Annotated in this window: 23 protein-coding genes and 1 pseudogene; 13 read left to right on the plus strand and 11 right to left on the minus strand. The window is 71.6% G+C overall.

Going from position 1 to position 25,799, the window contains the following annotated elements; translation table 11 throughout:
- Positions 1 to 195: 195 nt before the first annotated feature.
- Positions 196 to 1,062, plus strand: coding sequence for a rhomboid family intramembrane serine protease (locus MXD61_RS25995; RefSeq protein WP_248816047.1), 867 nt, complete (start codon positions 196 to 198; stop codon positions 1,060 to 1,062).
- 106 nt (positions 1,063 to 1,168) lie between these two features.
- On the opposite strand, the gene MXD61_RS26000 is transcribed toward MXD61_RS25995, so the two are convergent.
- Positions 1,169 to 1,600 (minus strand): PH domain-containing protein, encoded by a 432-nt coding sequence (locus tag MXD61_RS26000; RefSeq protein ID WP_248816048.1) that lies wholly within the window; start codon positions 1,598 to 1,600, stop codon positions 1,169 to 1,171.
- Positions 1,601 to 1,795: 195 nt separating this feature from the next.
- On the opposite strand from MXD61_RS26000, the gene MXD61_RS26005 reads away from it, so the two are divergent.
- Together MXD61_RS26005 and MXD61_RS26010 are read left to right on the plus strand one after the other, a co-directional pair.
- Entirely contained in the window at positions 1,796 to 3,700 is a 1,905-nt protein-coding gene (locus tag MXD61_RS26005) for a glycoside hydrolase family 15 protein (protein WP_248816049.1), read from the plus strand.
- 107 nt (positions 3,701 to 3,807) lie between these two features.
- Positions 3,808 to 4,167: a hypothetical protein gene (locus MXD61_RS26010; protein WP_163548438.1), complete on the plus strand. Its 360-nt coding sequence runs from the start codon at positions 3,808 to 3,810 to the stop codon at positions 4,165 to 4,167.
- Between the two features lie 21 nt (positions 4,168 to 4,188).
- On the opposite strand, the gene MXD61_RS26015 is transcribed toward MXD61_RS26010, so the two are convergent.
- From MXD61_RS26015 to MXD61_RS26025, 3 genes are all read right to left on the minus strand, one after another.
- Positions 4,189 to 4,587, minus strand: coding sequence for a Rid family hydrolase (locus tag MXD61_RS26015; RefSeq protein WP_248816050.1), 399 nt, complete (start codon positions 4,585 to 4,587; stop codon positions 4,189 to 4,191).
- 198 nt (positions 4,588 to 4,785) lie between these two features.
- Positions 4,786 to 5,043: a cell division protein CrgA gene (locus tag MXD61_RS26020; RefSeq protein ID WP_163548436.1), complete on the minus strand. Its 258-nt coding sequence runs from the start codon at positions 5,041 to 5,043 to the stop codon at positions 4,786 to 4,788.
- 717 nt (positions 5,044 to 5,760) lie between these two features.
- Positions 5,761 to 6,663, minus strand: coding sequence for a TerB family tellurite resistance protein (locus tag MXD61_RS26025; RefSeq protein WP_248816051.1), 903 nt, complete (start codon positions 6,661 to 6,663; stop codon positions 5,761 to 5,763).
- Positions 6,664 to 7,022: 359 nt separating this feature from the next.
- Here MXD61_RS26025 and MXD61_RS26030 point away from each other — a divergent pair, with 359 nt between their 5' ends.
- The 3 genes from MXD61_RS26030 to MXD61_RS26040 all read left to right on the plus strand — a co-directional run bounded on the left by MXD61_RS26030 (position 7,023) and on the right by MXD61_RS26040 (position 9,164).
- Positions 7,023 to 7,622, plus strand: a complete 600-nt coding sequence (locus tag MXD61_RS26030) for a protease (protein WP_248816052.1) — start codon at positions 7,023 to 7,025, stop codon at positions 7,620 to 7,622.
- Between the two features lie 61 nt (positions 7,623 to 7,683).
- Positions 7,684 to 8,148, plus strand: a complete 465-nt coding sequence (locus MXD61_RS26035; protein ID WP_308222852.1) for a nuclear transport factor 2 family protein — start codon at positions 7,684 to 7,686, stop codon at positions 8,146 to 8,148.
- A gap of 134 nt (positions 8,149 to 8,282) precedes the next feature.
- Positions 8,283 to 9,164 carry a neutral zinc metallopeptidase gene (locus MXD61_RS26040; RefSeq protein ID WP_248816053.1) on the plus strand — a complete coding sequence of 294 codons (882 nt, stop codon included), beginning with the start codon at positions 8,283 to 8,285 and terminating at the stop codon, positions 9,162 to 9,164.
- A 309-nt stretch (positions 9,165 to 9,473) separates the two neighbouring features.
- Here the strand turns inward: MXD61_RS26040 and MXD61_RS26045 are convergent, their stop codons facing one another.
- On the minus strand, positions 9,474 to 10,040 hold the full coding sequence (locus tag MXD61_RS26045; protein ID WP_248816085.1) for an NADPH-dependent FMN reductase: 567 nt from the start codon (positions 10,038 to 10,040) through the stop codon (positions 9,474 to 9,476).
- Positions 10,041 to 10,394: 354 nt separating this feature from the next.
- Between MXD61_RS26045 and MXD61_RS26050 the strand changes: the two genes are divergently transcribed.
- The gene (locus tag MXD61_RS26050) at positions 10,395 to 11,615 is read left to right on the plus strand and encodes a phosphotransferase (protein ID WP_308222853.1); all 1,221 of its coding nucleotides are present in this window, start codon (positions 10,395 to 10,397) and stop codon (positions 11,613 to 11,615) included.
- Positions 11,616 to 11,705: 90 nt separating this feature from the next.
- Here MXD61_RS26050 and MXD61_RS26055 read toward each other — a convergent pair whose 3' ends face one another.
- Complete coding sequence (locus MXD61_RS26055; RefSeq protein WP_248816055.1) at positions 11,706 to 12,569, minus strand: biosynthetic peptidoglycan transglycosylase; 864 nt, start codon at positions 12,567 to 12,569, stop codon at positions 11,706 to 11,708.
- Positions 12,570 to 12,944: 375 nt separating this feature from the next.
- On the opposite strand from MXD61_RS26055, the gene MXD61_RS26060 reads away from it, so the two are divergent.
- Positions 12,945 to 13,346: a hypothetical protein gene (locus MXD61_RS26060; RefSeq protein ID WP_248816056.1), complete on the plus strand. Its 402-nt coding sequence runs from the start codon at positions 12,945 to 12,947 to the stop codon at positions 13,344 to 13,346.
- A gap of 89 nt (positions 13,347 to 13,435) precedes the next feature.
- Here the strand turns inward: MXD61_RS26060 and MXD61_RS26065 are convergent, their stop codons facing one another.
- On the minus strand, positions 13,436 to 14,764 hold the full coding sequence (locus MXD61_RS26065) for an ABC transporter substrate-binding protein (protein WP_248816057.1): 1,329 nt from the start codon (positions 14,762 to 14,764) through the stop codon (positions 13,436 to 13,438).
- A gap of 596 nt (positions 14,765 to 15,360) precedes the next feature.
- Positions 15,361 to 16,143 (minus strand): enoyl-CoA hydratase/isomerase family protein, encoded by a 783-nt coding sequence (locus MXD61_RS26070; protein ID WP_248816058.1) that lies wholly within the window; start codon positions 16,141 to 16,143, stop codon positions 15,361 to 15,363.
- A gap of 653 nt (positions 16,144 to 16,796) precedes the next feature.
- Between MXD61_RS26070 and MXD61_RS26075 the strand changes: the two genes are divergently transcribed.
- On the plus strand, positions 16,797 to 17,534 hold the full coding sequence (locus MXD61_RS26075) for a class I SAM-dependent methyltransferase (protein ID WP_248816059.1): 738 nt from the start codon (positions 16,797 to 16,799) through the stop codon (positions 17,532 to 17,534).
- A gap of 324 nt (positions 17,535 to 17,858) precedes the next feature.
- Here the strand turns inward: MXD61_RS26075 and MXD61_RS29040 are convergent.
- Positions 17,859 to 17,912, minus strand: a pseudogene (locus tag MXD61_RS29040) (hypothetical protein); the annotation flags it as partial.
- Positions 17,909 to 18,160: a hypothetical protein gene (locus MXD61_RS26080; protein WP_248816060.1), complete on the minus strand. Its 252-nt coding sequence runs from the start codon at positions 18,158 to 18,160 to the stop codon at positions 17,909 to 17,911. The pseudogene MXD61_RS29040 and the gene MXD61_RS26080, both read right to left, overlap by 4 nt.
- A gap of 221 nt (positions 18,161 to 18,381) precedes the next feature.
- Between MXD61_RS26080 and MXD61_RS26085 the strand changes: the two genes are divergently transcribed.
- The gene (locus MXD61_RS26085; protein WP_248816086.1) at positions 18,382 to 18,930 is read left to right on the plus strand and encodes a sigma-70 family RNA polymerase sigma factor; all 549 of its coding nucleotides are present in this window, start codon (positions 18,382 to 18,384) and stop codon (positions 18,928 to 18,930) included.
- Positions 18,927 to 19,886, plus strand: coding sequence for an anti-sigma factor (locus tag MXD61_RS26090; RefSeq protein WP_248816061.1), 960 nt, complete (start codon positions 18,927 to 18,929; stop codon positions 19,884 to 19,886). The genes MXD61_RS26085 and MXD61_RS26090 overlap by 4 nt, the downstream gene beginning before the upstream one ends.
- A 20-nt stretch (positions 19,887 to 19,906) precedes the next feature.
- Here MXD61_RS26090 and MXD61_RS26095 read toward each other — a convergent pair whose 3' ends face one another.
- Complete coding sequence (locus tag MXD61_RS26095; RefSeq protein ID WP_248816062.1) at positions 19,907 to 20,521, minus strand: hypothetical protein; 615 nt, start codon at positions 20,519 to 20,521, stop codon at positions 19,907 to 19,909.
- A gap of 499 nt (positions 20,522 to 21,020) precedes the next feature.
- Between MXD61_RS26095 and MXD61_RS26100 the strand changes: the two genes are divergently transcribed.
- Positions 21,021 to 22,736: a hypothetical protein gene (locus MXD61_RS26100; protein WP_248816063.1), complete on the plus strand. Its 1,716-nt coding sequence runs from the start codon at positions 21,021 to 21,023 to the stop codon at positions 22,734 to 22,736.
- On the plus strand, positions 22,736 to 25,792 hold the full coding sequence (locus tag MXD61_RS26105; RefSeq protein WP_248816064.1) for a WD40 repeat domain-containing serine/threonine protein kinase: 3,057 nt from the start codon (positions 22,736 to 22,738) through the stop codon (positions 25,790 to 25,792). The genes MXD61_RS26100 and MXD61_RS26105 overlap by 1 nt, the downstream gene beginning before the upstream one ends.
- Positions 25,793 to 25,799 lie beyond the last annotated feature (7 nt).

Genomic DNA, 25,799 nt, shown 5'->3' on the forward strand with positions numbered 1-25,799 from the left:
CCGGATGTAGGCCCGCCGCCCGGCCAGCAGGGCTGGACCCCACCCCCCCAACCAGGCGGCCCGGACAGCCCGGGCGGTCCTGGCTGGGGCGGCCCGGGCCCGGGCGGTCCTGGCTGGGGTGGTCCGGGCTGGGGTGGTCCGGGCTGGGGTGGTCCGGGTCCGGGCGGTCCGGGTTCGGGTGGGACGTCCGAGCCGGTGGTGGCGCCGCACTGCTACCGGCACACCGACCGGGAGACGTACGTCAGCTGCCAGCGTTGCGGCCGGCCGATCTGCCCGGACTGCATGCGCCCCGCCGCCGTCGGGTTCCACTGTCCCGAGGAGGGCCGGGGCGATTCGTCGTCCGCGGGCCACAACGGAGGCGCCGGACGACCCGCGCAGCGGGACCCACGCACCGTGCTCGGCGGGCGGGCGGGCCAGGCCCGGCAGGCCCTGGTCACCCAGAGCCTCATCGTGGTCTGCCTTGTCGCCTATTTCCTTCAGGGCGCGCCCGGCCTGAGCAGCAGCGACCGGTACAACGACTTCACCGAGCGCTTCGCGATGAACGGCTACCAGATCGCGGTCGACGACCAGTACTACCGGCTGCTGACCGCGGCGTTCCTGCACGCGAGTGTGCTGCACATCCTGTTCAACATGTACGCGCTGTTCCTGCTGGGCTTCCAGCTGGAGGCGCTGCTCGGCCGGGTCCGCTACCTGGCGCTTTTCGTGGTCGGCGCGGTCGGCGGCAACACGCTGAGCTATCTGCTCGGTGGCCGGGGCACCTTCTCGGTCGGTGCGTCCACCGCGATCTTCGCGTTCTTCGCCGCCTACTACGTGATCGCCCGGCGACTGCGGATCGACTCGACCCAGATCCTCGTGGTCATCGGGATCAACCTTCTGATCACGTTCACCCTCAGCGGCATCGACAAGTGGGGCCATCTGGGCGGCCTGGCCGTCGGCATCCTGGTCGGCCTTCTGTACGCCTACGTGCCGCCCCGCCACGCCCGGCTACAGGCCGGTGGTGTGCTGGGCATCCTCGCGGTTCTGCTCCTGGCGGCGTTGGCCAGGTCCGCCGCGCTCACCTGAACCTGACCTCGGACCGGCGGCTCGGGCGCCTGAGGGTGCTCGTGCGATGCCGCCCTGGGCGGGGTCGGGCGGGGTCGGGCGGGGTGGGGCGGTGGCGCTGGGGGAGTCAGGGGGACCTGCGGCGGATCTGCTCGACGCGCTCGGCGACGGGGGCCGGGTCGGTGCCGAGCTGGCGGCGGGTGAGCAGGATCGGCCCGTCGATCGTCTCGATCTCCAGGGTGCGCAGGTGCACCGCCCGCCGGTTGTGGGTGACGGTGCCGGCTCGTACCGACAGCACGGCGGCCCAGGGCAGCTGGCGGCGGCGTAGGCCGTCCACGAGGGTGAGGCCGCCGGCGTCGACCAGCAGGGTCGGCCGGGCCAGGAGGTCCCGCACGGCCAGGGTGCCAAGGCCGGCGGCGAGCACGCCCAGCAACAGCCGTCCGGCGCCGTCGAGCTGCTCGAGTCGAGCGGCGAGCGAGCCGATCGCGGCGACCAACGCCGCAAGCGTGCAGCCCAGGGCGTAGAGCGCCACCCGCCACAGCGGCGGCGACCAGGACACCGAGCCCACGCGATCGGGCCGGTCGGATGGGTCGGGCGGGGTCACGACCCCACGCAACCACACCCGGGGCCGCCACTGTGACGCGGTCCTTGCGTCGCCCATCCGATCGGCTACTATTCGCAATCTCGTCATGACGCTATGTGTTCATCCTGGGTGGCGAGGTGGGATGGATGCCGTGGGTGGCAGGAGGTTCAGGTGGCACAGGCTCCGGTGCGGCGAAGTGGGGGCAGCCCGTTCCCGCCGATCGCCGAGTACGGGTTTCTGTCGGACTGCGAGACGTCCTGCCTGGTGGCGCCGAGCGGGAACGTCGAGTGGATGTGCGTGCCGCGCCCGGACGCGCCGAGTGTGTTCGGCGCGGTGCTGGACCGTTCGGCCGGCGGGTTCCGGTTCGGACCGGACCGGACCCAGATTCCGGCCGGGCGACGCTACCTGCCGGGGACGAACATCCTCGAGACGACCTGGCAGACCCCGAACGGCTGGCTGATCGTCACCGACTGCCTGGTCGTCGGGCCCTGGCACCGTACCCATCGGCGATCCAATACCCATCGGCGCACCCCCAGCGACTGGGACGCCGACCATGTGCTGCTGCGGCTGGCCCGCTGCGAGCACGGATCGGTCGATCTGAGCCTGGTCTGCGAACCGAACTTCGACTACGGCCGGCACGCCGAGTCGTGGGAGTACGAGGCCGAGGACTATTCGTCCGGGGCCATCGGGCACGCCGGTACCGGCGTCAACCTGCGACTGCGTACCGATCTGCGACTCGGCTTCGACGGCCGCCGGGCGCTGGCCCGCACGACCCTGCGGGAGGGGGACACGGCCTTCGTCGCGCTGACCTGGCGGGCCGAGGATCCGCTGCTGCCGGGTACCTACGCGCAGGCCTGCGAGGCGGTGGAGCGCACCACGCAGTTCTGGCGCCAGTGGCTCTCCCACGGGATGTTCCCGGACCATCCGTGGCGGCGGCATCTGCAGCGCAGCGCGCTGGCGCTCAAGGGGTTGACCTACGCGCCGACCGGCGCGCTGCTCGCGGCTTCCACCACGTCCCTGCCGGAGACCCCGCACGGCGAACGCAACTGGGACTACCGGTTCAGCTGGCTGCGCGACTCGGCCTTCGCCCTGTGGGGGCTCTACACCCTGGGTCTGGACTACGAGGCCAACGACTTCTTCTCGTTCATCGCCGACGTCGCCGAACATGACGACGAGATCCAGGTGATGTACCGGGTCGGCGGTGAGCCGCGCATCGACGAGGAGATCCTCGGCCATCTGTCCGGCTACGAGGGCGCCTCCCCGGTACGGGTCGGGAACGCCGCCGCCCTGCAACGTCAGCATGACGTGTGGGGGGTCGTGCTGGACTCGGTGTATCTGCACACCCGGTCCCGGGACTACCTCTCGGAGCGGCTGTGGCCGGTGCTGGTACGGCTGGTCGAGGCCGCCGCCGCGCACTGGCGTGAACCGGACTGTGGGATGTGGGAGGTCCGCGGCGCGCTACAGCACTTCACGGCCTCGAAGATGATGTGCTGGGTCGCCCTCGACCGCGGCCGTCGCCTCGCCCAGATGCGCGGTGACCTCTCGACCGCGACCCGCTGGAAGGCGATCGCCGAGGAGATCCACGCCGATGTCTGTGCGCAGGGCGTCGACCATCGCGGCGTGTTCACCCAGTTCTACGGCTCGACGGCACTGGACGCGTCCCTGCTGCTGATGCCGCTGCTCGGCTTCCTGCCCGCCACGGACGATCGGGTGAAGGCCACCGTGCTCGCCATCGCCGAGGAGCTCTCCGAGGACGGCCTGGTGCTGCGCTACCGCACCGAGGAGACCGACGACGGGGTGGCCGGCGAGGAGGGAGCCTTCCTGATCTGCTCGTTCTGGCTGGTCTCCGCGCTGGTGGAGATCGGCGAGCTGGCGCGTGCCCGCCAGTTGTGCGAGCGGTTGCTGAGCCTCGCGAGTCCGCTGGACCTCTACGCCGAGGAGATCGATCCGCACAGCGGCCGGCACCTCGGCAACTTCCCCCAGGCGTTCACCCACCTCGCGCTCATCAACGCGGTGATGTACGTGATCCGCGCCGAGGACGCCGAGGCCTACGCCCGCCCGTCCCCGTCCACCTGACCCACCCGCCGTCGACCTGATCCGTTCGCGGTCCCCTGATCCGTTCGCACAGTGGGCGTCGTCGCCTTTCGCCTCAGGGTGAGGGGCTGGACGGCTAACGTGAACGGATGGCCAGCCTGGAGGTAAGGGACAAGCGGGTCGAGGTCGTCATGCGTGGCCTGGAGCGGCTCGGTGCGCTGCGCGGTGACGTCTCCGTGGCGCTCGATGAGGTGCTCGACGTGCGGACGTCGGCGGAGCCGTTCGGTGAACTGCGTGGGTGGCGTCTGCCCGGGACGGGTCTGCCGCGGGTGATCGCGCTCGGTACCTGGCGCTCCCGGGACGGCAAGGACTTCGCCGCCGTCTACCGTGGCCGCCCCGCCGTGGTCGTCGAGGTGCGTGCGGGGGCGGAGTTCCGCCGCCTGCTCGTCGGCGACGAGCACGCCGAGGACACGGTCTCCCGCCTGCGGGCCGCCGTCCTGGCCCGCTGATCACGCCGCACTACCCTGGAACTACGTTTCGCAGTCTCCACGGATTGCCTCGACTTCGACTTCCACAACCCAACGTTCGTCAAGAAGTCCGCTGACGATCACCATCGTGGCGGCCGGGCGGGTGCCCGCGAACAGGTCCCGGTGCACCTTGCCCACAGCATCGGCATGTGCGCCGGAGGTGAGGTACATCCGGGTGCGCACCACGTCCGCGAGGCCCGCGCCGGCCCGGGCCAGGGCCGCCTCGACCAGCTGAAAGCACCGTCGGGCCTGGGTCGCGGCATCTGCTGGCACGCTGCCGTCCGGCCAGACGGGCCCGGTGCCGCTGACGAGGATCCGGTCGCCGACGCGCACGGCGCGGGAGAATCCGATGATCTCCTCGTAGGGCGAGACGCCCGCGATGAGATCACGATTAGTGTTCATGCCTTCACTATCCATCGATCTCACCCTCAAGGGTGATATCCACACTTGTGGACAACGGTTGTGGATAGATGACAGCCGTGCAAGTCGTCAGCTCTTCCCTGGACGCCCCCGAGTCAGCCGGTAGCGACCCCGTCCGCCCGCGTGACAACCCGTTCACGGCCCTGCGGCGGCGGGGTCCCGGCTACCGGCGTGGCGGCGTCAGCGCCACTGGGTTGACACAGCCAGCCCGATGACGACGAAACCGAAGCCGATGAGGATGTTCCAGCCGCCCAGGCTCTCCATGCCCAGCACACCGCCGTTGGAGAAGTAGTAGATGAGCAGGTAGACGATGCCAAGCAGGAACAGAGCGAGGATCAGTCCGCCGAACCACGGTGGCGACGGCGGCTTGCGCCGGGTCTGGTTTCCGCTGGTGGTCGGTGGCTGCTTCTTCGGCTTGCGGCGTCGTGACTCGGGCACGGCGGTACTCCTTGACTGGCCAGGCATGGACGACGCGCGATCGCCCTTCGCGTCGTCCCGTGCGGGCAGTGGCGATCCCACGTTGGGCAACAGCGTAGACAGCGGATCTGTGTCGGCGCCGATAGCCTGCCGAACTGGATCGGCGCGTGGTGCCAACCGGGCATCCACGATGCCCCTGCCCGCGTAGCGTGCGGCGCGAGGACGTTTCCGCGATGGCATCGGAAAACGGCGTGATCGTTGGAATCCACCCGCGTCCCGACGAGCGTTGGAGGGGTTCGGTAGCGCATGGTCACCGCGGCGGGGATCCGGGCGCGTCGGATGGCGACAGCATCGGCCGGGCGCGTTCGGCGAGCCGTGGTCATCGCGTCCGTGCTGTCCCTGGGTGTTCTGCTGGGGGGTGTGACGAGGCAGCCCGGCCGCTCCGCCGATGCGGACGCCTTCGCCGACGCTCGCCTTGGCCCTGGCGCGGCGGCGCAGGTCATCGCCGACGAGGCGCGCCGAGCAGCCACCGAGGCCGCCACAGCCCCCGCCACCGCCCCCGCCACCGCGACGGCGTCCACGCGGGGTGTCCCGCCGACGCCGAGGCCGACGGCGGGGCCCGCGGGGGGGGCCCGGAGGCGCACCATCGTGGACACCCCCGGGGCGCCCGCGGCGGCCCCCCCGGGGCCGGCGGGGCCGGCTGAACCGCAGGTCGCGACCGATCCGGCGTCGACCCCGTCAGAGCGCGAACTCGGCCGGGTCCAGACCGAGCACGAGGGCCGCCTCGCGCACCACGGCCCGCTCGCTGGCCACGAACTCGCCGTCCACCAGGCCGATGACCTGCCCGAAGCGAATCACCGCGGAGGCCTGCGCCGCCCGCCCCCGCACCTTGGCGATCTCGGCCAGGGCCACCGCCCGGCCAGCCTCAAGATCATGCTCGAGGCGGTCCAGATGGCCCTCGAACAGCGTGATCGTCTCCTGCTCGGGGAACTGCGACAGCACCGGATCGGTCGCGGCGTACGCCCGCACGCCCTCGCGTTCGGTCGGATCGATCCGCCCGTCCGCCACCGTCACCAGCGCACATATCGCGACGGCCGCATCGCGGAAGGCCAGTGTCCGCAGTTCCTCGCGGCGGGCGAACAGCTGCGCCCGCAGCGAGGCCAGCGACGGCAGCCGCCGGGTGCCACCGATCGGGTCGAGCCCCCGCCACAGTGGCCACCCCTCGGCCAGCCAGCCGCGCACCACCTCGGCCATCGACACCGGACGCAACCGGGTCGCCAGCAGCACATCGACATCCACCGGCACGAGCGTGTGATCCCCCCACCGTGACGGCGTCGGAATGTCGGCGGGCCAGATCCCCCCGAACAGCACACTCAGCACATGGTCATCGCCCTGCACCGGGGCCCGGCCCGACACGCTCCCGTCATGTTCGACCGCGCCGACGAACTGACGGGACACCACCCGTGGCCCCGCGAGCCGTCCGACCAGCCGTTCCAACGCGTCATCGGCCGACTCGTCACCGTGCACGGGGCCGCCGGGCAGCACGTGCCAGGCGTCATCGGGCGGTCGGGCGAGCAACACCCGGTGATCGATCCGCAACAACAGGCGAACATCGAGTCGAAGAGCGGTCCGTAGCGGCATACAAGGGCCTCCCGGCGACACACAGCACAGTGGGTCTCTCGCTCCCCGCATCATCGCGCAGACGTGCCGACAACCACACACAGCGGTGCGTCCGGGTCATCCGCCCAGCCGGGATGTCCGACTCGTGCGGGCCCGCGCCACCCCTTCGCCGCCTCATCGCCACCGCGACGCTCGGGCCGGTACCAGCCGATGGGAGCGAGCCCTCGACCGTGGGAGTGGCACCCGAGTGGTGGAACTGTCGCAGGTGAGCCGTAGCGTCGGGATGTACTGTTCGTCCACCTCGACGCTGCCGCCGGCCCGCGCGTGCGCAAGCACGCGGGCCCGCCCGTGGTCGAGGTGCGTGCCGCGATGAGGTGTTCGTGAACAAGTTCCTGCTCAGCGTGCACGTCCTGGCGGCGATCGTGGCCATCGGCCCGGTGGCGGTGGCGGCCAGTATGTTTCCCCCCTCGGCCCGCGCCGCCCTCGCCAACCCCGGCGATGCGCACGCCACGGCCGTCAGCCGTGTGCTGTACCGGATCTGCGGGGTCTACTCGGCGGCCGGCCTGATCGTCGTGCTGTTCGGCTTCCTCACGGCCCAGGGCCTGGGCATCCTCGGCGAGGCCTGGCTGATGGTCGCCATCGCGCTGACCGCCCTCGCCGCCGGAGTGCTCGCCTTCGCCGTCCTGCCCGCGCAGCGCGACCTGATGGACGAGATCACCGCCGCCAGCATCGGTGGACCGGTCGACGCTCAGGCGCTCGACGCCGGGCGGATCACGGACGCGACGGTACCGGCCGACGACGCCCCCACGTCGGAGGCGGCCGCCGTGACGAGTACGGCCGCCCTCCCGAGTGCGGGTGAGGTGGCGGGCGCCGTGGCTCGCAGCCGGCGACTCGCGATGAGCGTCGGCATCTTCAACCTGCTGTGGGTCGCCGTCACCGTGCTGATGATCATCCGCCCGGGGTCCACGACGAACGTCTGAGCCGGCGGTTTCCCCGTCGTGGCAGGCATTCTGATGCGATGATCGCCTCAGCGGCCGCGGCGTGACGCGGCGTGACGCGGACCAGGCGAACACGGGGGAGACACCGGTGGGGCAGGCTCTGGACATCGTCCGACAGGCGCTGGACGCGTTCGACGGCGGCGACGTGCCGGCCGCGCTGGCGCTCATGCACGAGGATCTGGTGGTCGAGGCACCCGGTGGGGTGCGCGTCGAGGGCCGGGAAGCCGGCGCCGGCTACAGCGCCGCGTTCCTCGCCGCCTTCGACGACGTGGACGTCGACACGCACATCCTCGCCGAACAGGGCCAGCTCGTCGTCGAGGAGTACACCCTGACCGCCACCCACACCGGCCCCCTGCGGGAAGCCGACGGCAGCGAGCATCCGCCCAGCGGCCGGCGGATCACCCTGCGGGTCGTCGAGGTCTACCGGGTGGAGGGCGGGCTGATCGCCGAGAACCGGATCTACTACGACCAGACCCGTCTGGCCCGCCAGCTCGCCCCCACCCTCTAGCGTCGTGCACACCGACGGCGGGTCGATGTTCGGCGGCTGATCGTCCGGGACATACTCCATCCGGAACCCGGCAGACCGGACACACCGGTCGGACGGCTGCCGGGCGGACCCGGGGGATCGGTGGAGGGCAGGACATGCAGTTCGACGACGAACAGGTCGATGCGTCCGAGCTGGACGACCAGCGCGGCGGAGGTGGCGGCCTGGGGCGCGGCGTGGCCTTCGGCACCGGCGGTGCGGGCATCATCGGCGTGGTCATCTACCTGCTCGTCACGGTGCTCGGCGGCGGGTCGGGTACCTCGACGTCCGGCCCGGCCCTGTCGCAGCCCGGCGGCGGGACGTCCGGGGACGTCGCGACGCGCTGCAACACCAGCGGGGCGATCAACACCTATGACGACTGTTTCGTCCTGAAGGCGTTCAACGAGATCAACGAGGTGTGGGCGGCGCAGTTCAGCCGCTCCGGCCAGACCTACACCAAGCCGCGCCTGGTCTACTTCTCCCAGGCCGTGCGCACCGGCTGCGGAACCGCGTCGTCCCAGGTGGGCCCGTTCTACTGCCCGCCGGACCGGCGCGTCTACATCGATCTCGGCTTCCTGGCCCAGCTGCAGAAGGAATTCGGCGCGCAGGGCCGCTACGCGCAGGCCTACATCGTCGCCCACGAGGTCGGCCATCACCTGCAGACCCTGACCGGCACGGAGGCCCGGGTCCGCCAGGCACAGCAGGCGAACCCATCCCAGGAGAACGCGTTGAGCGTGCAGCTCGAACTCCAGGCCGACTGCTACGCCGGCGTGTGGAGCACACTCGCGAACACCGGCGGCAACGTCACCATCGGCGAGGCCGAACTCGACCAGGCCCTCGGCGCCGCCCAGGCCGTCGGCGACGACCGCATCCAGGCCCGCGCCGGCGACGTCAACCCCGAGACCTGGACGCACGGCTCCGCCCAGCAACGCCGCGACAGCTTCCTCACCGGCTACCGCGGCGCCACCATGGCCTCCTGCGGCACCGTCCCTCACACCTGATCACCGCCGGCACCGGCCGGCCGCGCGGTGGCCGGCAGGTGCTGGCGACATCGAAAAGCGCGCTGTTCGCGGCGAGTGCCCGAACGCCGACCTGACCGAACTCGATTCGACAGCGCCTCCCGCGGTAAGATCGCCCAGTCCAAATCACGACGGATGCCGGATGCTTCCTGGAAGTCCAGCTCACAAAGCGTCCTCCCCACTCCCGTGGGGGTGATCCGACCGAGACGGCGTTGCACGCGGCGAGGTTGATGTCCTCCCCACGCCCGTGGGGGTGATCCGACTGACGAGTGGTGCAGCTCCCTGCCCGTCTCACGGGATGCTGTTTGTTTCGGAACGGCGGGCTTGGAGATGTGCGGCGACAGCGTGCAGGGCGGCGGTCAAAGCGGCGCGGATGTGAGGGTCCTCGACCAGCCCGTCGGCGCCGATGGCGTCCCGGGCGATGGGGATGTCGGCGCAGGCCTCGGTGATCAGGTCGACGGTGACGTAGCGCAGCACGGTGGCCAGTTCGGCACGTGCGCCGGCGCCGCGGCCAGGTGCGGCGACGTTGATCCAGGCGGCGGGCCTGTCGTAGAGGTCGCCGGTGCCGACCGTCCAGTCCAGCAGGTTCTTGAGGCTGCCGGGTAGGGCCCCCGCGTACTCCGGCGTACAGAAGACCATCGCGTCGGCCGTGGCGATCGCGGCCCGCAGGTCGGCGACGGCAGGGTGGGGGGCGTCATCATCGGCATCCGGGGTGAACGCCGGCAGCTCCATCAGCCCGTCGTACAGCTCGGCTGTCACGCCCTGCGGTGCCACCGCGGCGAGGGTGCGCAAAGCCGCGGTGTTCGTGGACGCGTCCCGGGTGCTTCCCGAGATCAGTAGCAGACGCATCTGGCCCATGGTCACATCCCTATCATCCACAGTGTCGGGTTGTGGCCAGGTGGGTCGCGATGACGGCGGAGCGGCATGCGGCGAGCTCCCGCGACGCACAGTCTTGGGACGGATTCCACGCCTGCGGATATGAATCCTCGCGGGATGAAAGAAACCGGAGAGCGGCAGTTCGGTCGCTGTTGCTGGCGAGTGCTGTTGAGAAGCGCAATGGCGCCCTGGCTGTCGTGCGTGGCCCTGGAATGTGGCCTGCCAGCGTCGCGGCGGTGACTCCACGGCCGTGCAGAGGAGAGGAGGGGGCGGGGAGTGGACCGGGAGCGCGGGTGGCCGGGTTCGGGGCCGAGCTGTCCGGCATGATGAACGTCCGTGACCGTCACCACGGCAGCCTCCCTGACCGGTTCTGCGTCTGACCTCAGGGAAATCCTCGCCGCCTACGATCTTGGGCCGTCGCCGCAGGCCCGGCTGCTGCATCTGTCGGAGAACGCCACGTTTGAGATCACCTCGGGGGAGGCTGACGGGCCGAGCGATACCACGGCCCTCTCGGATGGGTGTCCGGGGCCTGGCGGTGATCGTCGATGGGTGCTGCGGTTGCATCGGCCCGAATATCATGATCGTGCTGCTGTTCACAGCGAGCTGGCCTGGATCTCCGCGCTCCGGCGCGACGGCGTCGTGCGCACGCCCGCGGTGATTCCGACTCGTTCCGGTGGCAGTGTGGTCACGTTTCTTCGCCCGCCCGCGGTGGACCCGGCTGTTCCGGCCGGTTCCGGTCGGAACAGGGAATCCGAGGCTGTCGATGTGCGGCACGCGGTGCTGTTCGAATGGGTGGCGGGCCGATCGCCGGAGACATTGGAGCCCGCGGCCCTTGTCCGGGCGTTCGCGCAACTCGGCGGGATCGCCGCTCGTATGCACCTGCACGCTCGGAGCTGGGAGCGTCCACTTTCCTTTTCTCGCTTCTCCTGGACCTGGGAGACCATGCTCGGCCGGGACGGACGGTGGGGCAGCTGGTCGGCCGGTCTCGCGGCCGCGCTGACCGGCGGCCCTCCCACAGGGTCGGAAGCCGGGATAGGTGGCCCCGAAGGGGTCGGCGGCGTGCTGCGAGAAGAAACCGAGCTGTTGGAAAAGGCGGTGCGGGAAACGTATCGTCGGGTGGTCGAGTATGGGACCGGCGCGGCGCGGTTCGGTCTCGTCCACGCGGACATGCGGCTTGCGAACCTGCTGATTCCGGATGTCGCGTCTGGCGATGACCGTGCCGATGATGCGAACGGCGAGGTGTGTGTCATCGATTTCGATGACTGTGGGTTCGGGTGGTATCTGTGGGATCTGGCGGCCTCGCTGTCGTTCATCGAACACCTGGACGTGGCCGGAGACCTGACGGACGCCTGGCTGACGGCGTACCAGCGTCAGCTGCCACTGACGGCCGATGACATCGAGATGATTCCGACGTTCGTGATGATGCGCCGGTTGCTGTTGGTGGCGTGGCTCGGCACCCATCCGCATTCCGACGCGGTGGCGAGCCGCGCCGAGTACGCCCGTGACACCTGCACCCTCGCCGATGCCTACCTACGTGGACGTCTGCTCGCCTGCTGAGAGGAACAGCCGTCGGCGGACAGCGGGTCCCTCACGGCCGGGGCGACGCGGCCGTCGGTGGGACGTGGCTGGGTCGCGGGGCTGTGCGCGTCAGCGCAGGTTGAGGGGGGCGGAGAGGACCTGGGTGGCCTGGGTGGCGGTGAGGCGTCCGGTGGCGACCAGCCGGTCGAGGACGTGGCGTTGGCGGGCGCGGGCGGCGGCGAGATGTTCGTACGGATCGTAGGCGGACGGTGCCTGGACGAGGCCGGCGAGCAGGCTTGCCTGGGTCCAGGTCAGGGTGCCCGGCGTCTGGCCGAAGTAGCCGGCGGCGGCCGCGACGATGCCGTAGTAGCCGTGGCCGAAATAGACGGTGTCCAGGTACATCCGAAGAATCTCGTCCTTGGAGTAATGCGCGTCCAGTTTCACGGCGAGGGCGGTCTGCTCGATCTGGTCGATCGTGTCGCGCCGTCCGCCGGTGTAGAGAAGTTTCACGAGTTGCTGGTCGAGGCTCGCACCGCCGCGGTCCGGGCCGCCGAACAGCGGCTGGGAGAGGCCACGTATCGCGCCGAGGGGATCAATGCCCTGGTGGGAGTAGAAACGGCTGTCCTCGGTCGCGATCAACGCGGCGACGAGTCGGCTCGGCAGCGCCCCGCTGAGCGCCCGTGCCCCGTGCTCCGCGGCCTGCGCGTCGACCCGGGTCCGCGCGTCGGCGACGGACGGCGTGACACCGAGGAGCACACCGAATCCGAGCAGCGCCGCCAGCCCGCAGGCCAGTGCCGTCAGCAGCAGCCGGCGCAGCACCCGCACCCATCGTCGGCCGGGGCGTCGACCAGAGTACGAGGCGGTCTCGACCTCCGGCTCGTCCAGCTCGTCAGGTCCTGTCGTCCCCTCGGGATACCGGATGTTCTGAGGCTCGGTGTTCTGGGGCAGGACGTTCTGAGAAAGGGTGTTCTGGGGCAGGGTGTCGCGGGTCAAGCCGTACCTCCTGCCTGCGGTTCGCCGGCTGCGTCGCGCGGGCTGCGCCGTGGTCTGTTGTCAGTGTGTCCAGCGGGGATGTGAACACGCTGTGGGCTGTGGTCGCCAGCCCAGCGGTCGTGCACCGCGGCGGTGTGCCGGAATGCGGAAAATCCAGATCTCCGGGCACCTGTGGGCGCTTTTGGGAGAGTTGTGAACAAGGGTGGAAAGGTGTCTTTCGGGGTCTTCTGGCGGCGTGGAGGATGGTCATCGAAAGCGTTCGGGAGATTATCCACGACGGCATAGGGGTAGCCTCCCTGGGCGCGCTCTGGATGGTGTCCTGCCTGCATTGAGCTGAGGTGGATGGCTGTCGGTGCGCCGGTCGAAGGGATGGCGATGAAGGTTGCCAAGGGCTTTCGATATCTGTTCCTGACGGTGCTCCTCGCTTTCGCTGGATTCCTTGCCACCGCGCCGGTCGAGGCGGCGCCACCGGCGTCCCCGTCCACACCGGCGCCGACGGCTTCGCCGTCCAGTGGCGCACCCTCGGGGCCGGTGGGCAGGCCGCACGCCGACAAGCCTCCGGTAGACAAGCCGTCGGTGGCCGGGCCGTCGGTGGCCGGGCCGTCGGTGGCCGGGCCGAAGCCGGTGGAGCGCCATCGGGATCGGCACTGGATCTGCCGGCCGGGTTACTGGGAGCCGGGTTACTGGATGCCCGGGTTTGTCTGGCACGGGCGTGCCTTCCCGAAGGAATGGCACGACCGGACCTGGCATCCGGCGCAGTGCTACTGGGTCTTCTGATAGACGGACGCGGCAGCCGTGTGCCGAGGGCCCGGTCCCGTCGGGACGAGCCGTCGGCACACGGCCAGCGGTGCTGTTCGGCGACGGTGCTATTCGGTGGTGACGGTGCGGCCGCAGCGGGGGGTGGCGGACACGGGGGTGAACGTGGCGCCGTCCTTGTTGACCCGCAGGTAGTCGTAGCAGGCGGTGGCGGCGGCGAGGCCCTTCGCGGGGTTGATCGGGGCGAGGAGGAGGCCGCCGGCGTCATAGTGGTCGAGGGTGCGCAGCGCGGTGAGCAGGGCGGCGCGGGTGGGACAGTGGCCGGCGGCCCGTACCCCGGTGAGCAGCAGGTCGGCGCTGATCCAGCCGATCAGTGCGTTGCCGTCGGCGAGTGTCGCCGCCTGCGGTGCGTAGGTGGTGAGCGCGGTGCGGAAACGCTGGTGGGCGGGGGCCGCGAGCTCGAACGGCGCGTAGTCGACGAAGGTGTAGACGCCGGCGGCCCTGGTCCCGGCGGCGGCGAGTTCCTTTTTGCTGTAGGTGGTCTGGTCGCCGAGGATCGCGGTGAGGCCGAGGGCGGCGTTGTGGGTGGCGGTGGCGATCGCGTAGAACGTCTGCGCGGGCACGAAGGCGATGACGCTGTCGGCGTCGGCCGCGCGGATCTGCTCGACGAGCTTCTCGCCGTCCAGGGGTCCGGGCGAGACGAGCAGGGACGCGGCCACCCGCATCCCGGCGGCGCGGGCGCTGCGCTGCGCGGCCGCCGCCATGGCCTGGGTGCCGTCGGACAGTTGCACCGCCACCGTCGCCACCCGCCGCGCGCCGCGACTGTAGAGGAAGTCGCCCCAGCCGCTGGAGGCTGGTGACATGCCCATCGGACGGGAGTAGCTGAACACGTTCGTCCTGGTCGCGGCGCCGGGATCGCTGACGTGGCCGTCGACGACCGGTACCGCGGCGGCGGCCAGTTCCGGCGCGCCGCCGACGGACGCGGAGCTGAACCGCAGGATGCCGAGGGCGTCGCCCGCGCCGGTGAGGCTCCGTCCGGCGGCGGCGTTGCGGGTGGGGATGCCGTGGTCGTCCTCGATGCGGTAGGTCAGCCGGCGCCCGTCCACGCCACCGAGGGCGTTCTGCTCGCCGAGGCGGGCATCGACACCGGCGCGGAACTGGGCGCTCGGATCCCCGCCTGTATCGCCGGGTCCGCCCGAGGGCGAACCGGAGTAGACCATGCCGAGGCGGATGGTGTCGCGGTCGACGCCGGGCGTGGTCGCGCATGGGTACCCACCCTGCGCGACCTGCCGCAGCAGGCTCTTGGTGACCGCGGTGTCGCCTCGGCCGCCGGGCTGGCCGGCGTCGCTGGTCTCGTGCGCGCCGCAGCCGGTCACGGCGACCAGCACGCAGGTGATCACGGCCCTGGCCGCGGCGTGTGACCGCCGGTGTCGTCTCATGTCCCCCACCCGTCCGTGTGCCGGTCCTGCGCCCGTTGTTCGGGCGTGCCGCGTTCGCCGTGGACGGACGGCCTCACCGAAATCCGGAAACCGGCCCGAAAGTGGGATCGGGCCGGCGAGGCCACCTCATCGCACGGCCGATCGAGAGGCAGCACACGGTAACTGGCGGCCTTTTCGGACGACTACGCGGAGACGGCTGCGGAAAAGGGTGCTACGCATTTCGGGTGGGGCCGGGTGGCGGTATCGAGAGTTCCGGGAACTCTCCGTGTGCAGAACACTCCGGGGTTCTCCTCGATGATGTGAGTGGGCTCACGAAGAAGCGGCTACTTGCCCCTTGTCCGGACGGCCCACGGGTGGATTGATCATTCGGGTGATCCGGATGGGGGTAATGATTATGCCGGATGGGCATGGCGGGATTCCGGCTTCGCCGACCGGTCACATCGGTTCGTGCCGCCGGAAACAGTGACAGATGGTTACCGGCGCAGGTCGGTGGGCCGCGGTCAGCGGCTACCCGACAACGCCGAAAACTTCTGGATATCGGCTGGCGTCGGGTGGGGCAAGACAACCACCACCGTCGGGCGACGCGCCGCCGGCGGCTACGCGCCGGTGAAGCGGGGCTCGCGGCGTTCGGCGTGCGCGTGGGTTCCCTCGGCGAAATCCGCGGTGTCCCGCAGGACCGCCTGCTCGGCGGATTCGCGGGTTGTCACCGCCTCGATCGCCGGCAGCAGGTCGGCCCACATGGTCGCTCGGATGCTGCGCACCGCCAGCGGTGCCGAGGCGGCGATGGCACGGGCGTGTTCGATCGCCGCCTCACGCAGGTCGACGGCGGCGACGAGTCGGTCGGCGAGGCCGATCGCGAGCGCCTCGGCGCCTTCCACCCGTCGTCCGGTGTAGAGCAGATCGAGGGCCTTCTGCCGGCCGACCACCGCCGGCAGCGTCACCGAGATGCCGAAGCCCTGATGCAGGCCGAGGCGGGCGAAGTTCGCGACGAAACGGCTCTCGGGCGTCGCGACCCGAAAGTCCGCGGACAGGGCGAGCCCGAGGCCGCCGCCGATCGCGGTGCCCTGGACCGCGGCCACCACCGGGATCGGCGCGGCGAACAGACGCAGCGCCGTGCGGTAGAGGGCCGGTGCGCCTTCGTCGGCGCTCAGCGGGGCCGCCGAACTCGCCCCGGTGAAGTCGGCGCCGGCACAGAAATGCCGGCCGTGCGAGGCCAGCACGATCGCGCGGACGTCACCGTCGGCGGCGAGCCGCTCGTAGGCGTCGGCGAGGGCGTCGATCAGGTGCACGTCGAAGTAGTTGTACGGCGGCCGGCGAAGCTCGACGACCGCGACGTGGTCGGGCCGGGTCTCGACGGCGATGTCCGTGACCGCGCTCATGAGCTCCTCCGAGATCGGGCTGGCGCGGCCGTCCGACGGTACCGGCCACCCGGTGCTTATACCGCACCCGGTGCTTTGCCGTCCGTGCACCTGACCGATTCGCCCATTTTTCATAGGTCTGGCGTGGGAAGCTGAATCGGCGCAAGAATTATCCGGATAGATGTCCGATGCTTTGTGGAGGTGCGGGCGGTGGTGGCGCGGCGCTCCCGCGGACGCTGTTGTCCCAAGGGTCCTTCGGGACCTGTCGACGGGACGTTGTTCCTGTCCCGTTGAGTCGTTCGGCCGGCATTCTGGAGGTCGACCGTCCCGATCGGTTTAATCTGCGGTCCCACGATCGATCAAAGGAGATCATCATGGACGGCTGGGCGGCATCGACGGCATCGACGGCATCGGTGACTGCGGCGTCGACGGTGCTGGCCTTACCGTATCCGTCGGCGGGAGCGACCAGTTCCGCGAGGCCGGCCCGACCGGTTCGCCCCGCGTCGACGCCGGCCGACACCGGCCTTGGGGGAGTGCTCCCCGTGGGAGCGCCGGCGGCGGGAACGGTGCCAGCGGAAACGGCGCCGGGGGGAATGGCGTCCGGTGGGCCGGGGGGTTGGCGGCCGGTGTGGGAACTCGGTGATGATGCTGCGCTCGCGCCGGTGTTCGCGAGTATGGCGGGGGATCTGGTGCGGGCGGCCGGCATCACCCCGATGCATCGGGTGCTCGACGTGGGCGCGGGTAGCGGTAACGCGGCGCTCGCGGCGGCCGAGGCCGGCGCGGACGTGGTGGCCTGCGATCCGGTGTCGGCACTGCTCGAACGCGGGCGTGCGGTCGCCGACGCGCGCGGGCTCAGCCTGGACTGGCTACCGGCCGACGCGCAGCGGCTGCCCTTCGGCGCGGACACGTTCGACGTGGTGCTGTCCTGCGCGGGTGTGATGTTCGCGCCCGACCAGGCCGCCGCGGCCCGCGAACTGGTGCGGGTGTGTCGTCCGGGCGGCACGATCGCGGTGGCGAGCTGGACCGCGGACGGAGCGATGGGCCGGCTGTTCGCCCTGCTGGAACGGTACGCCCCAGCCCGCACCGACGGACGGGTGGCGGCGCCGACCGCCTGGGGACATCCGGCGAGGGTGCGGGCGCTGTTCGCCGGTGGTGACGTCCGTCGGCTGAGCACCCACCATCGCACCGCCCGGCTGGACTACGGCGGATCGCCGGCGCAGTGGTGCACGTTGTACCGCGCATATTTCGCGCCCATCATCGAGGCATATGACCGGATCGGGCCGAACCCGAAACGCATCGCCGCCCTGGACAACGCTTTGCTGCGATTCGCCACCGACGAGTATCTTGGCCCGCTCGGCGGCCCCGGACGCTACGAGTTCGAATACCTGCTGCTTCTCGCCGAGCCGCGATGACACCTGCCCGGCGGCCACGGCTGTCCGGCGGCCGGGAGAGCGGTCAGGCCGAGGGCGAGTGGTGTGGTCGCCGGGGCGGACGGCCACCAGACGGCCTGCGGTGCCGCGTCCGGTCACCTCCACCCGGTCGTCGCCGGCACCGGTGGTGGTTGCGCCCCCGATCGGGATCTGGCGGCCGGAGCGCCACAGGAACGCGCCCTGGGTCGGGCCGGACGCGCTCACCAGCACCCGGCCGGCGTTGTTGACCGCGATCGCGCGCGAGCCGTGCAGCCCGGGCAGGGTGCCGAGGTCCTGCGGGCGGGTGCCGCGCCAGCGGACGGCCCGGGTCGTCCGGGCGTCGGTGGTGCTCCAGCCGACCACCAGCCCGGTGGGGCTCACGGCCAGCGCGCTGCTGCTGCTGCGGCGGCCACCAGCTGCTGGCTGCCCTCGAGGAAGGTCACCCGGCCGCGCCACCACACCCCACCGGTGGAGCTGTAGGAGCCGTCGTTCCAGACGCCGACGAACAGCCCGGCCGCGTTGCCGGCGACCAGCGTCCCGTAGCCACCGGAGCGCGGGCCGGGCACGACCATCGGAGCCAGCGGGTCACGGACCGAACCGTCCGCCGCTCCCAGGTCGGGTGGTTCCACGTCCGGTGGGCGGGGCGAAGGCCGGCTCGGGCTGGCGGATCCGCGAATCCAGGGCGTCTACCAGTGATGATTACTTTTAGGATTTGAATAGTGACTTTTAGTGGATGGAGTGTCAATGGCCGACGTGGCTCGGCGCGTCACGATCCGGGTGCTGATGGTGACAGTGGTGGCGCGAGGTGGTCCGGGTGAACCGGGCGGGGCGATGATGCGTGTTGGTGGGCATGCATGCGCGGCGGCGAGGGCGCGACGGCGGGCCGGAGGTCGAGGACCCCGCCGCCGAGTTCGTGCGCGCCGTCTACACCGAACACGGCTCGGCGCTGCTCGCGTTCATCTCCCGGATGACCGGTGACCGTACGAAGGCCGAGGACGTCCTGCAGGAGACGCTGGTCCGGGCCTGGCGGCACGCCGGCCGGCTCGACACCGACGAGCGGCCGTTGCGACCATGGCTGTTCACCGTCGCGCATCGCATCGTGGTCGACGAGCATCGGGCGCGGCGGGCCCGACCGGCCGAGGTCGGACCGGAACACCTCGAGTTCCTGTCCGCGGGCAACGAGCTGGACCGCGCGCTGGAGAGCTGGCAGGTCGTGGAGGCGTTCCGGGCGCTGAGCGCCGAGCATCGGGCCGCGCTCGTCGAGACCTACTACCTGGGACGCTCCGTCGCCGAGGCGGCCGTGAACCTGGGAATCCCGCCCGGCACCGTCAAGTCCCGGGTCTACTACGGACTGCGTGCGTTACGGCTGGCACTCGAAGAACGGGGGTGGGCGACATGAGCAGCGACTGCGCAGCCCCCCGCATCGCGCTGGGCGCCTATGTACTGGGCGCCCTGGAACCCGCGGACCGCGCCGCCGTGGCGAACCACCTGGGCGACTGCGCGGAGTGTCGCGCGGAACTGGCCAGTCTCGCCGGCCTGCCCGGCCTGCTGGCACGCCTGCAGCTGGCCGACGTGGTGGAGCCCGACGAGCCCAGCAGCACCGACCTGGACATCGCCGCCATCGTCGACGCGGTCCACCTCGACACGGCCCACCTCAACGCGCGGACCCACAGCGACCCGCGCACGGACGGGGCGGCCTCCGCGCCGGACGGGTCCGACGACCCGCGGACCGCCGCGGGCACGGGCCAGGACCAGGACCAGGGGCCGGATCAGGGCGCGCGGCCGGATCAGGGCGGGTGGCCGGGGCATGGTCAGGGCCCGAGGCATGGCCGGCAACCGGCCCGGGCGGCTCGTCCGGTTGTCGAGCCACGGGCGGGGACCGACACCGAGATCACCCGGCGGGCACTGGCGTCGCTGCAGCGGGCCCGTCGCCGCACGCGCCGCCGGGCCGTGCTCGCGTCGGCGGGGCTGCTCGTCGCGGTCGTGCTCGCCACGGTCGGGATCACGGTCAGCGTGCACTCGAACGGCGACTCGCTGACGGTTCGTCCACCCGGGCGGATGTACACCGGCGCCAGCACCACCAGTCAGGTCGAGGCATGGGTGTGGGTCGCCGCGAACCCGGCTGGCAGCGCCTTCACGGTGAAGGTCGCGAACGTGCGTCCGGGCAGTCACTGCACCCTGATCGCCCAGGCTGTCGACGGGCACGAGGAGACCGCCGCGACATGGGCGGCCAACTACGACGGCGACGTGGAGGTGCGGGGAACCGCCGGGATCGAACCGGCGAACCTGGCCCGCCTGCTGATCGTCGACGCGCAGGGCGGGCGGATCGTCGTCCTGCCCGCCCGCGGCGCCTGACGGCTCAGCGGCTCAGCGGCTCAGGGGCGGCGGGGGCCGTTCAGCCAGGGCATCAGCGCGCCGATCGCGAAGCAGACGGCCGACGTGACGATGGTGAGCACGAGGTCGACCAGCGTCGTCGGTGACAGCAACCGGGTCGCCGAGAGAGCGAAGACCCCGAACAGGCCCACCGCGCAGCCGGCGGGGACGAACCGCAGGCCGCGCAGCCACCAGGTCGCGGGCCCGGCGTGCCGGCCCAGCGGGAGCAGCGCCACCGCCCACAGCAGCCCCATCAGCACCAGCAGCCCGACGCCGAACAGTCCGTAGATGGACAACAGCGAACCGTGGACGTTCGCCGTGCCGGACTGACGGGCGACCGCGTGCAGGTCGGTGTCACGCAGGGTCACCTCGACCGGGACGAGGCCGGTGGCGCGGCCGTCCAGATCGCGGATGTCCAGATCGACGGTCCAGTTGGCCGAGCCCTGCGCCGGGACGGTGGTGTGCAGCCGGGTGTCGTAGTCGAAGAACGTGAGACCAAGCACATTTCCAGAAAGCCGCACCGAGTCAATCGGGACGTCGACCCGGCTGAGGTTGTGCACGCCGACCACGACCCGGGCGACGGTGCCGGCGTTCAGGACGAGGTCCCCGCGATCCAAGGCGTGCCCATCCACCGTCACGGCAAGCTCAACACGACCACTCGACTCCGCCCGTGCGATCGACGGGGGCAACAACACGAGCCAACCCAGACAGACTGTCAGGCATATGACAATCAGAAAGCTTTTCTGAACCGCCACCCTCGGCGCAGCCGCGCATTCCACGAGTTCCCCCGACTCTTCCCTGGCTGGGATGCCCCCGACCGGCGTGGTCCATGTTGCCCTAGCCGGGGATCTTCGGCCAGCCTGCTGTTATTCTATGGACCGTCGTATGGGCGGGGCTTCCGCCTCTCGCATCAGGCACGTAACGTCAGGCGCGCACCACGCGTTTTCAACGAGCTGTGTTGACGGGCCGTTATCGCCGTGTTGCCGTTCGCACCCGGGGGGGCGACCTATGTCTGGCCATCGAGCAGCCGGTCGATGGACGGCTCGATCATCACGGTTCGGGGCATCCCGAGGTGATCGGTCGTCGCGTGGTTCCGTCGCTGTCATCTTCCTGAGCGTGCTGCTGCTGTGCGTCGGCACCGGGGTGGCCACGGGGTTGGGCACTCCCGCCGGGGCCGGCGTCCCGATCAGCGCCGCCGCGGCCGGTGATCCCACCAGCGCCGCAGCCACGGAGGGTTCCACCGGGCCGACGCCCGCGGCCGGCGCGGGCGACAGCACGACGGACGGCGCCTCGCCCACCTCCGGCGGCGGGTCGACCACGACCACCGGGCCGCCGACCGACGGCGGCTCCGGCGGCTCCGGCGATGCCGGGTCGCCGACGGGCGGGTCGACGCCGAGCGCCGACCCGAAGCCCGACCCGACGACCCCCGCTCCCACCGCCGGCACCACCAGCCCCACGACCGGCACGCCGTTCACCGGGACGGGCACCCCGGGTACCCCAGGCACGTCGACCCCGACCACCGGCACGTCGACCCCGACCACCGGCACGCCGAGCGCCGGGACCACCTCGCCCGGTTCGGCGAGCTGCTCGCCGAGCGCCTCGGCGACCAGCGCCTGCCCGACCCAGCCAGAGGACTGCCTGGCCAACATCGCCTCGAGCGCGTTCGTGCCCGCCTGCGAGTCCCCCAGCCCGACGGCCTGCCCGCCGAAGGCCACTGTCTCCCGAGTCCCGGTGATCGCCACGAACGGTGTGGTCGCCGCCTCGGGCAGCGCCGCCACGGGTGGGCACACCGACAGCTGCGCGCCGCCGTCGACGGGGCCCGGGCCCTGCCCGTCCGCCACATCGACCCCGGCCGCCTCGGCCGACGCGGACTGCCCTGGGCGATCCTGCCCCAGCACCTCGGCCACCCGCACGCACCGCACCGCCGACACCACCTGCCCCACGGGCACGGGGAACTCGCCGCAGTGCCCAAGCCCGCGGCCAGGCCAGCCGGGCCATCCGGCCAGCGGCGCCGCACCCGCCCCGGCGGCCACCCCGATCTGCGGGTCAGACCCCGGCACGACCGACCACCCCACCGAACAGCCGACCAAGGTCACCTGCTCGGACGGTTCGGTGCGCGACCGCGCCGACCAGTGCCCGCTTCCGCAGCGGTCCTGCCCCGGCACCTCGGTCGGGGTGCCGGTGGGTACCGCCTGCCCGTCCCCGCCGACGCCGACCGCGCCGGTGCCCGTCATCTGCTGGGACGGTTCGCAGCACGCCGCGACGGCCGACTGCCCGTCCGGACGGGTGATGTGCCCGGGCGGTATCTCGGTCCCGCTCGAGCAGACGTGCCCGAGCCCCGAGCCGACGCGGTGCGCCAGGGGAACGGTGCGTGTCCTGGGCGTGTGCACGCCGGTGCGTCGCGCCGGCGACCCGGTGCCCCCGGTCGGCCAGCCCGAGGCGCGGGAGGCGAAGGCCGGTGAGCTGCTGTTCGACCGGACGATCGTTAGCGCCGGCGACACCCTGTTCGCCCGCGGCGCCGGCTGCGATCCGGGCGCCCAGGCAACCCTGACCACCGGCGGTGAACTGGTCGGACGCGCCGTCGCGGACAGGTCGGGCACCTTCGAGACCGTGGTGCAGTTCGCCAGCTTCGAACCCGGGCACCGTCCGGTCGAGGCCCGCTGCGCCGGCGAGAAGCCGTTGACCGCCGGCATCGACATGGTGCTCGTCGCCGCGGACACCAGCGCGTCGGCGACGTCGGTGCTGCTGCCGCTGTTCCTCGCGTTGTCCTTCCTCGCCGTCCACTACCAGATGGCAGCCCGGCGTCGGCGTCGGGGCCGGGTGCGTCGCTGATGGCGAACCCGTCCGCGTCCCAGGCCGCCGAGAGCGACGGCGTCGCCGGCGCGGGCGGGTCCGCTGCCCTCAGCGCCGGAACAGGTGCCGACGGTGGCGACGGCGGGACCTCGGCGCCGGCCGAAGTGGGGCCCTACCGGCTGGTGCGGCGCCTCGGCGCCGGCGGAATGGGCACGGTCTACCTGGGCGAGACCGCCGAAGGCGGCCAGGTCGCGGTCAAACTGATTCGCCCGGACCTTGCCCGGCTCGCCGAATTCCGGTCCCGGCTCAAGCATGAGGCCGACAACGCCCGCCGCGTCGCGCGGTTCTGCACCGCCGCGGTCCTCGACGTCGACATCACCGGTGACCATCCCTACCTCGTCACCGAATACGTCGACGGACCGACTCTTTCCGAGGTGGTGCACAGCCGCGGGCCGCTGACCCCCGCCGAACTGCACCAGCTCGCGGTCAGCATGACCACGGCGCTGATGGCCATCCACCGCGCCGGCGTCGTGCACCGCGACCTCAAACCCTCGAACATCCTGCTGTCCCGGCTCGGCCCGAAGGTCATCGACTTCGGTATCGCCCGCGCGCTGGACAGCGCCACCGTCGTCGGACGCGACTCCGGTACCGACCGGCACCTCGGCACACCCGCGTTCATGGCGCCCGAACAGGCCCGCGGCGAGAAGATCACATCGGCGGCGGACGTCTTCGCCTGGGGTGGTGTCCTCGTCTACGCCGGCACCGGCCGCTATCCGTTCGGCACCGGCCCCGCCCCCAGCCTGCTGTTTCGCACCGTCAACGACCCGCCCAACCTCGAGGGCCTCGACCCGAGCCTGCTCCCGCTGGTCGAGGACGCGATGCGCAAGATCGCCACGCTGCGCCCCGCCGCCGAGGAGCTCTACGTCCGCCTGCTCGACCTACGCGTCGACGTCCCCGTCACCGCCCGCGAGCAGATCCTCTCCGAGGTCACCGCCCTCATCCGCCCGCTGAACACCACACCCCCCAGCACCCCCACCTCCGAACCGGACGCGGCCGGCCACGCCGTGGACGGCGACCCGGCCGGTCCGATCACCCCGATCACCGGCCAGATGCCGCACGACCCGCCGCCCGAGACCCTGGGCACCCAGCCGCTGCCCCTCAACCCCGCCGCGTCCCCCCGCTCGACCGGCACCGGCTCGTCCTCCACCCCTGGCGGCGTTTCCCGGACGGGCGGTGCCTCTCGAACCGGTGGTGCCTCTCGAACCGGCGGTGCCTCTCGGACGGGTGGTGCCTCTCGGACGGGTGGAGCCTCGTCTGCGGGGGAGGCGGGCCCGCCGGCTGGCGGGAAGATTCCCTGGCGTCCGGCGGACCAGTGGACGGGGACCCCGCGCCTTGACGACGGACTGGTCACGGTCTGGGGCGCCGGCGAGGCAGTGGACGCCCGGCGTCTGGGCGCAGCCGCGGCGCGGACGCCCCAGGCCGGCCCGTCGGACCCGGCGACCCTGGCCGACGACGACCTCAGCGACGCCGAGACCGGCATCGTGCCCACCGACCGCCTCAATCGTGTCCGCGACGCCCACCGTGCCCGTCAGGCACGTCCCGGCCAGGCTCCGGCCGACGGCCCCACGTCCCGCGCGGCACCGGCCCGGGACACACCCACCCGCGATACCGCGTCCCACGGGACGTCCGGTCGTCCTACCGCCGACCGCGCTGGGCAGTCGGGGCAGCGTGGCTCGGGCCAGCACGGCCAGGTGGGGCAGCACGGCCAGGTGGAGCGGGGCGGGGCCTCGTCGAGGACACCGGCGGATCGGGTCCGGCGGGGACGGCGCTGGCTGGCACTGGTGGCGGTCGTGCTCGTGGCCGTGCTCGTCGGCGCGATCGTCCTGCTCGAGAGACGGGACAAGGGCGGGGCGGACGTCGCCGACGTCCCGGCCGCCGTCGCCGTCCAGGCGATCACGCGGCAGGCCACCGATCCGGGTCTGGCCAGTCGCCTGGCACTCGCCGCCTACCGCGCCGCACCCACCTCGACGCGGACCCAGGAAGCGATGATCGCCGCGTTCGGCGAGAACCTCCCACCGGTCGCCGTGGACTCCGGCTCCGCCGACATCCGGTCGATGGCGATCAGCCGCGACGGCAAGCTCGTCGCCGTCGGCGGCGCGGACGGCGTCATCACCATGTGGGAGGTGACCGACCGCACCCGACTGCAACGCCGTGACTCGGTCCGCACCACCGGCTGGGTCGACTCGATGACGTTCAACTCCGACGGCAAACTACTCGCCACCGGCAGCGCGGACGGCTCCGTCCGCCTGTGGGACGCGCACGACCCCACCAACCTACGCCGCCTGTCGATCACTCAGCGTCACACTGACACGGTGCGCGCTGTCGCCTTCACCCCGGACGGCAACACGCTCGCCTCCAGCGGCGCCGACGGGACGCTTGCCCTGTGGGACATCACCGATCCCGCGAACCCCACCATCCGCTCACACTTCGAGACCACCACCGGCGGTGTGTACGCGGTCGCGTTCGCACCGAAAGGCGGCATCCTGGCCACCGCCGGCGAGGACGCCACCATCCGTCTGTGGAACATCACCGACGCCGCCCATCCCGTGGGTGGCCTGGTGCTGCGCGGCCACAGCCGGGCCGTGCAGACCCTCGCCTACACCGCGGACGGCGCGACCCTCATCACCGGCGGTGTCGACGCCACCGTCCAGCTCTGGAACGTGGCCAGTCGCGACCGGGCGATCTCCCTGCGCAAGATCCCTGGCCAGCTCGGCGGCGTGACCGCGGTCGCGGTCTCCCGCAGCATTGTCGCCTCCGGCGGTGACGCCGAGGTGATCCGACTGGCCGGCATCACCGACCCCACCGACCCGGTACCCCTGGCGAACTGGCACGGCCCCACCCGTTCGATCACCGCCGTCGGATTCGTCGGCGACAGCGGCGTGGTGCTCGCCGCCGCCCACGACGGCATCCTGCGCCTGTGGGACGCGGACCCCGCCCATCTGGCCACCGGCGCCTGCACCGACCCCGCCAACCGCATCAGCCCCGCCGAATGGTCCACCTTCTTCGGTTCGATGGACTATCGCCCGCCCTGCTGAGTGCGGC

The organism is Frankia sp. AgPm24, assembly GCF_023243055.1.
GTDB classification, from domain to species: Bacteria; Actinomycetota; Actinomycetes; order Frankiales; family Frankiaceae; genus Frankia; species Frankia umida.

Coding starts and splice junctions, on each gene's coding strand:
- MXD61_RS26010 (WP_163548438.1), top strand. CDS start 3,808: ATGGCCAGCCTGGAGGTAAGGGACAAGCGGGTCGAGGTCGTCATGCGT.
- MXD61_RS26015 (WP_248816050.1), bottom strand. CDS start 4,587: ATGAACACTAATCGTGATCTCATCGCGGGCGTCTCGCCCTACGAGGAG.
- MXD61_RS26025 (WP_248816051.1), bottom strand. CDS start 6,663: ATGCCGCTACGGACCGCTCTTCGACTCGATGTTCGCCTGTTGTTGCGG.
- MXD61_RS26040 (WP_248816053.1), top strand. CDS start 8,283: ATGCAGTTCGACGACGAACAGGTCGATGCGTCCGAGCTGGACGACCAG.
- MXD61_RS26045 (WP_248816085.1), bottom strand. CDS start 10,040: ATGGGCCAGATGCGTCTGCTACTGATCTCGGGAAGCACCCGGGACGCG.
- MXD61_RS26060 (WP_248816056.1), top strand. CDS start 12,945: ATGAAGGTTGCCAAGGGCTTTCGATATCTGTTCCTGACGGTGCTCCTC.
- MXD61_RS26065 (WP_248816057.1), bottom strand. CDS start 14,764: ATGAGACGACACCGGCGGTCACACGCCGCGGCCAGGGCCGTGATCACC.
- MXD61_RS26070 (WP_248816058.1), bottom strand. CDS start 16,143: ATGAGCGCGGTCACGGACATCGCCGTCGAGACCCGGCCCGACCACGTC.
- MXD61_RS26075 (WP_248816059.1), top strand. CDS start 16,797: ATGGCGGGGGATCTGGTGCGGGCGGCCGGCATCACCCCGATGCATCGG.
- MXD61_RS26085 (WP_248816086.1), top strand. CDS start 18,382: ATGCATGCGCGGCGGCGAGGGCGCGACGGCGGGCCGGAGGTCGAGGAC.
- MXD61_RS26090 (WP_248816061.1), top strand. CDS start 18,927: ATGAGCAGCGACTGCGCAGCCCCCCGCATCGCGCTGGGCGCCTATGTA.
- MXD61_RS26105 (WP_248816064.1), top strand. CDS start 22,736: ATGGCGAACCCGTCCGCGTCCCAGGCCGCCGAGAGCGACGGCGTCGCC.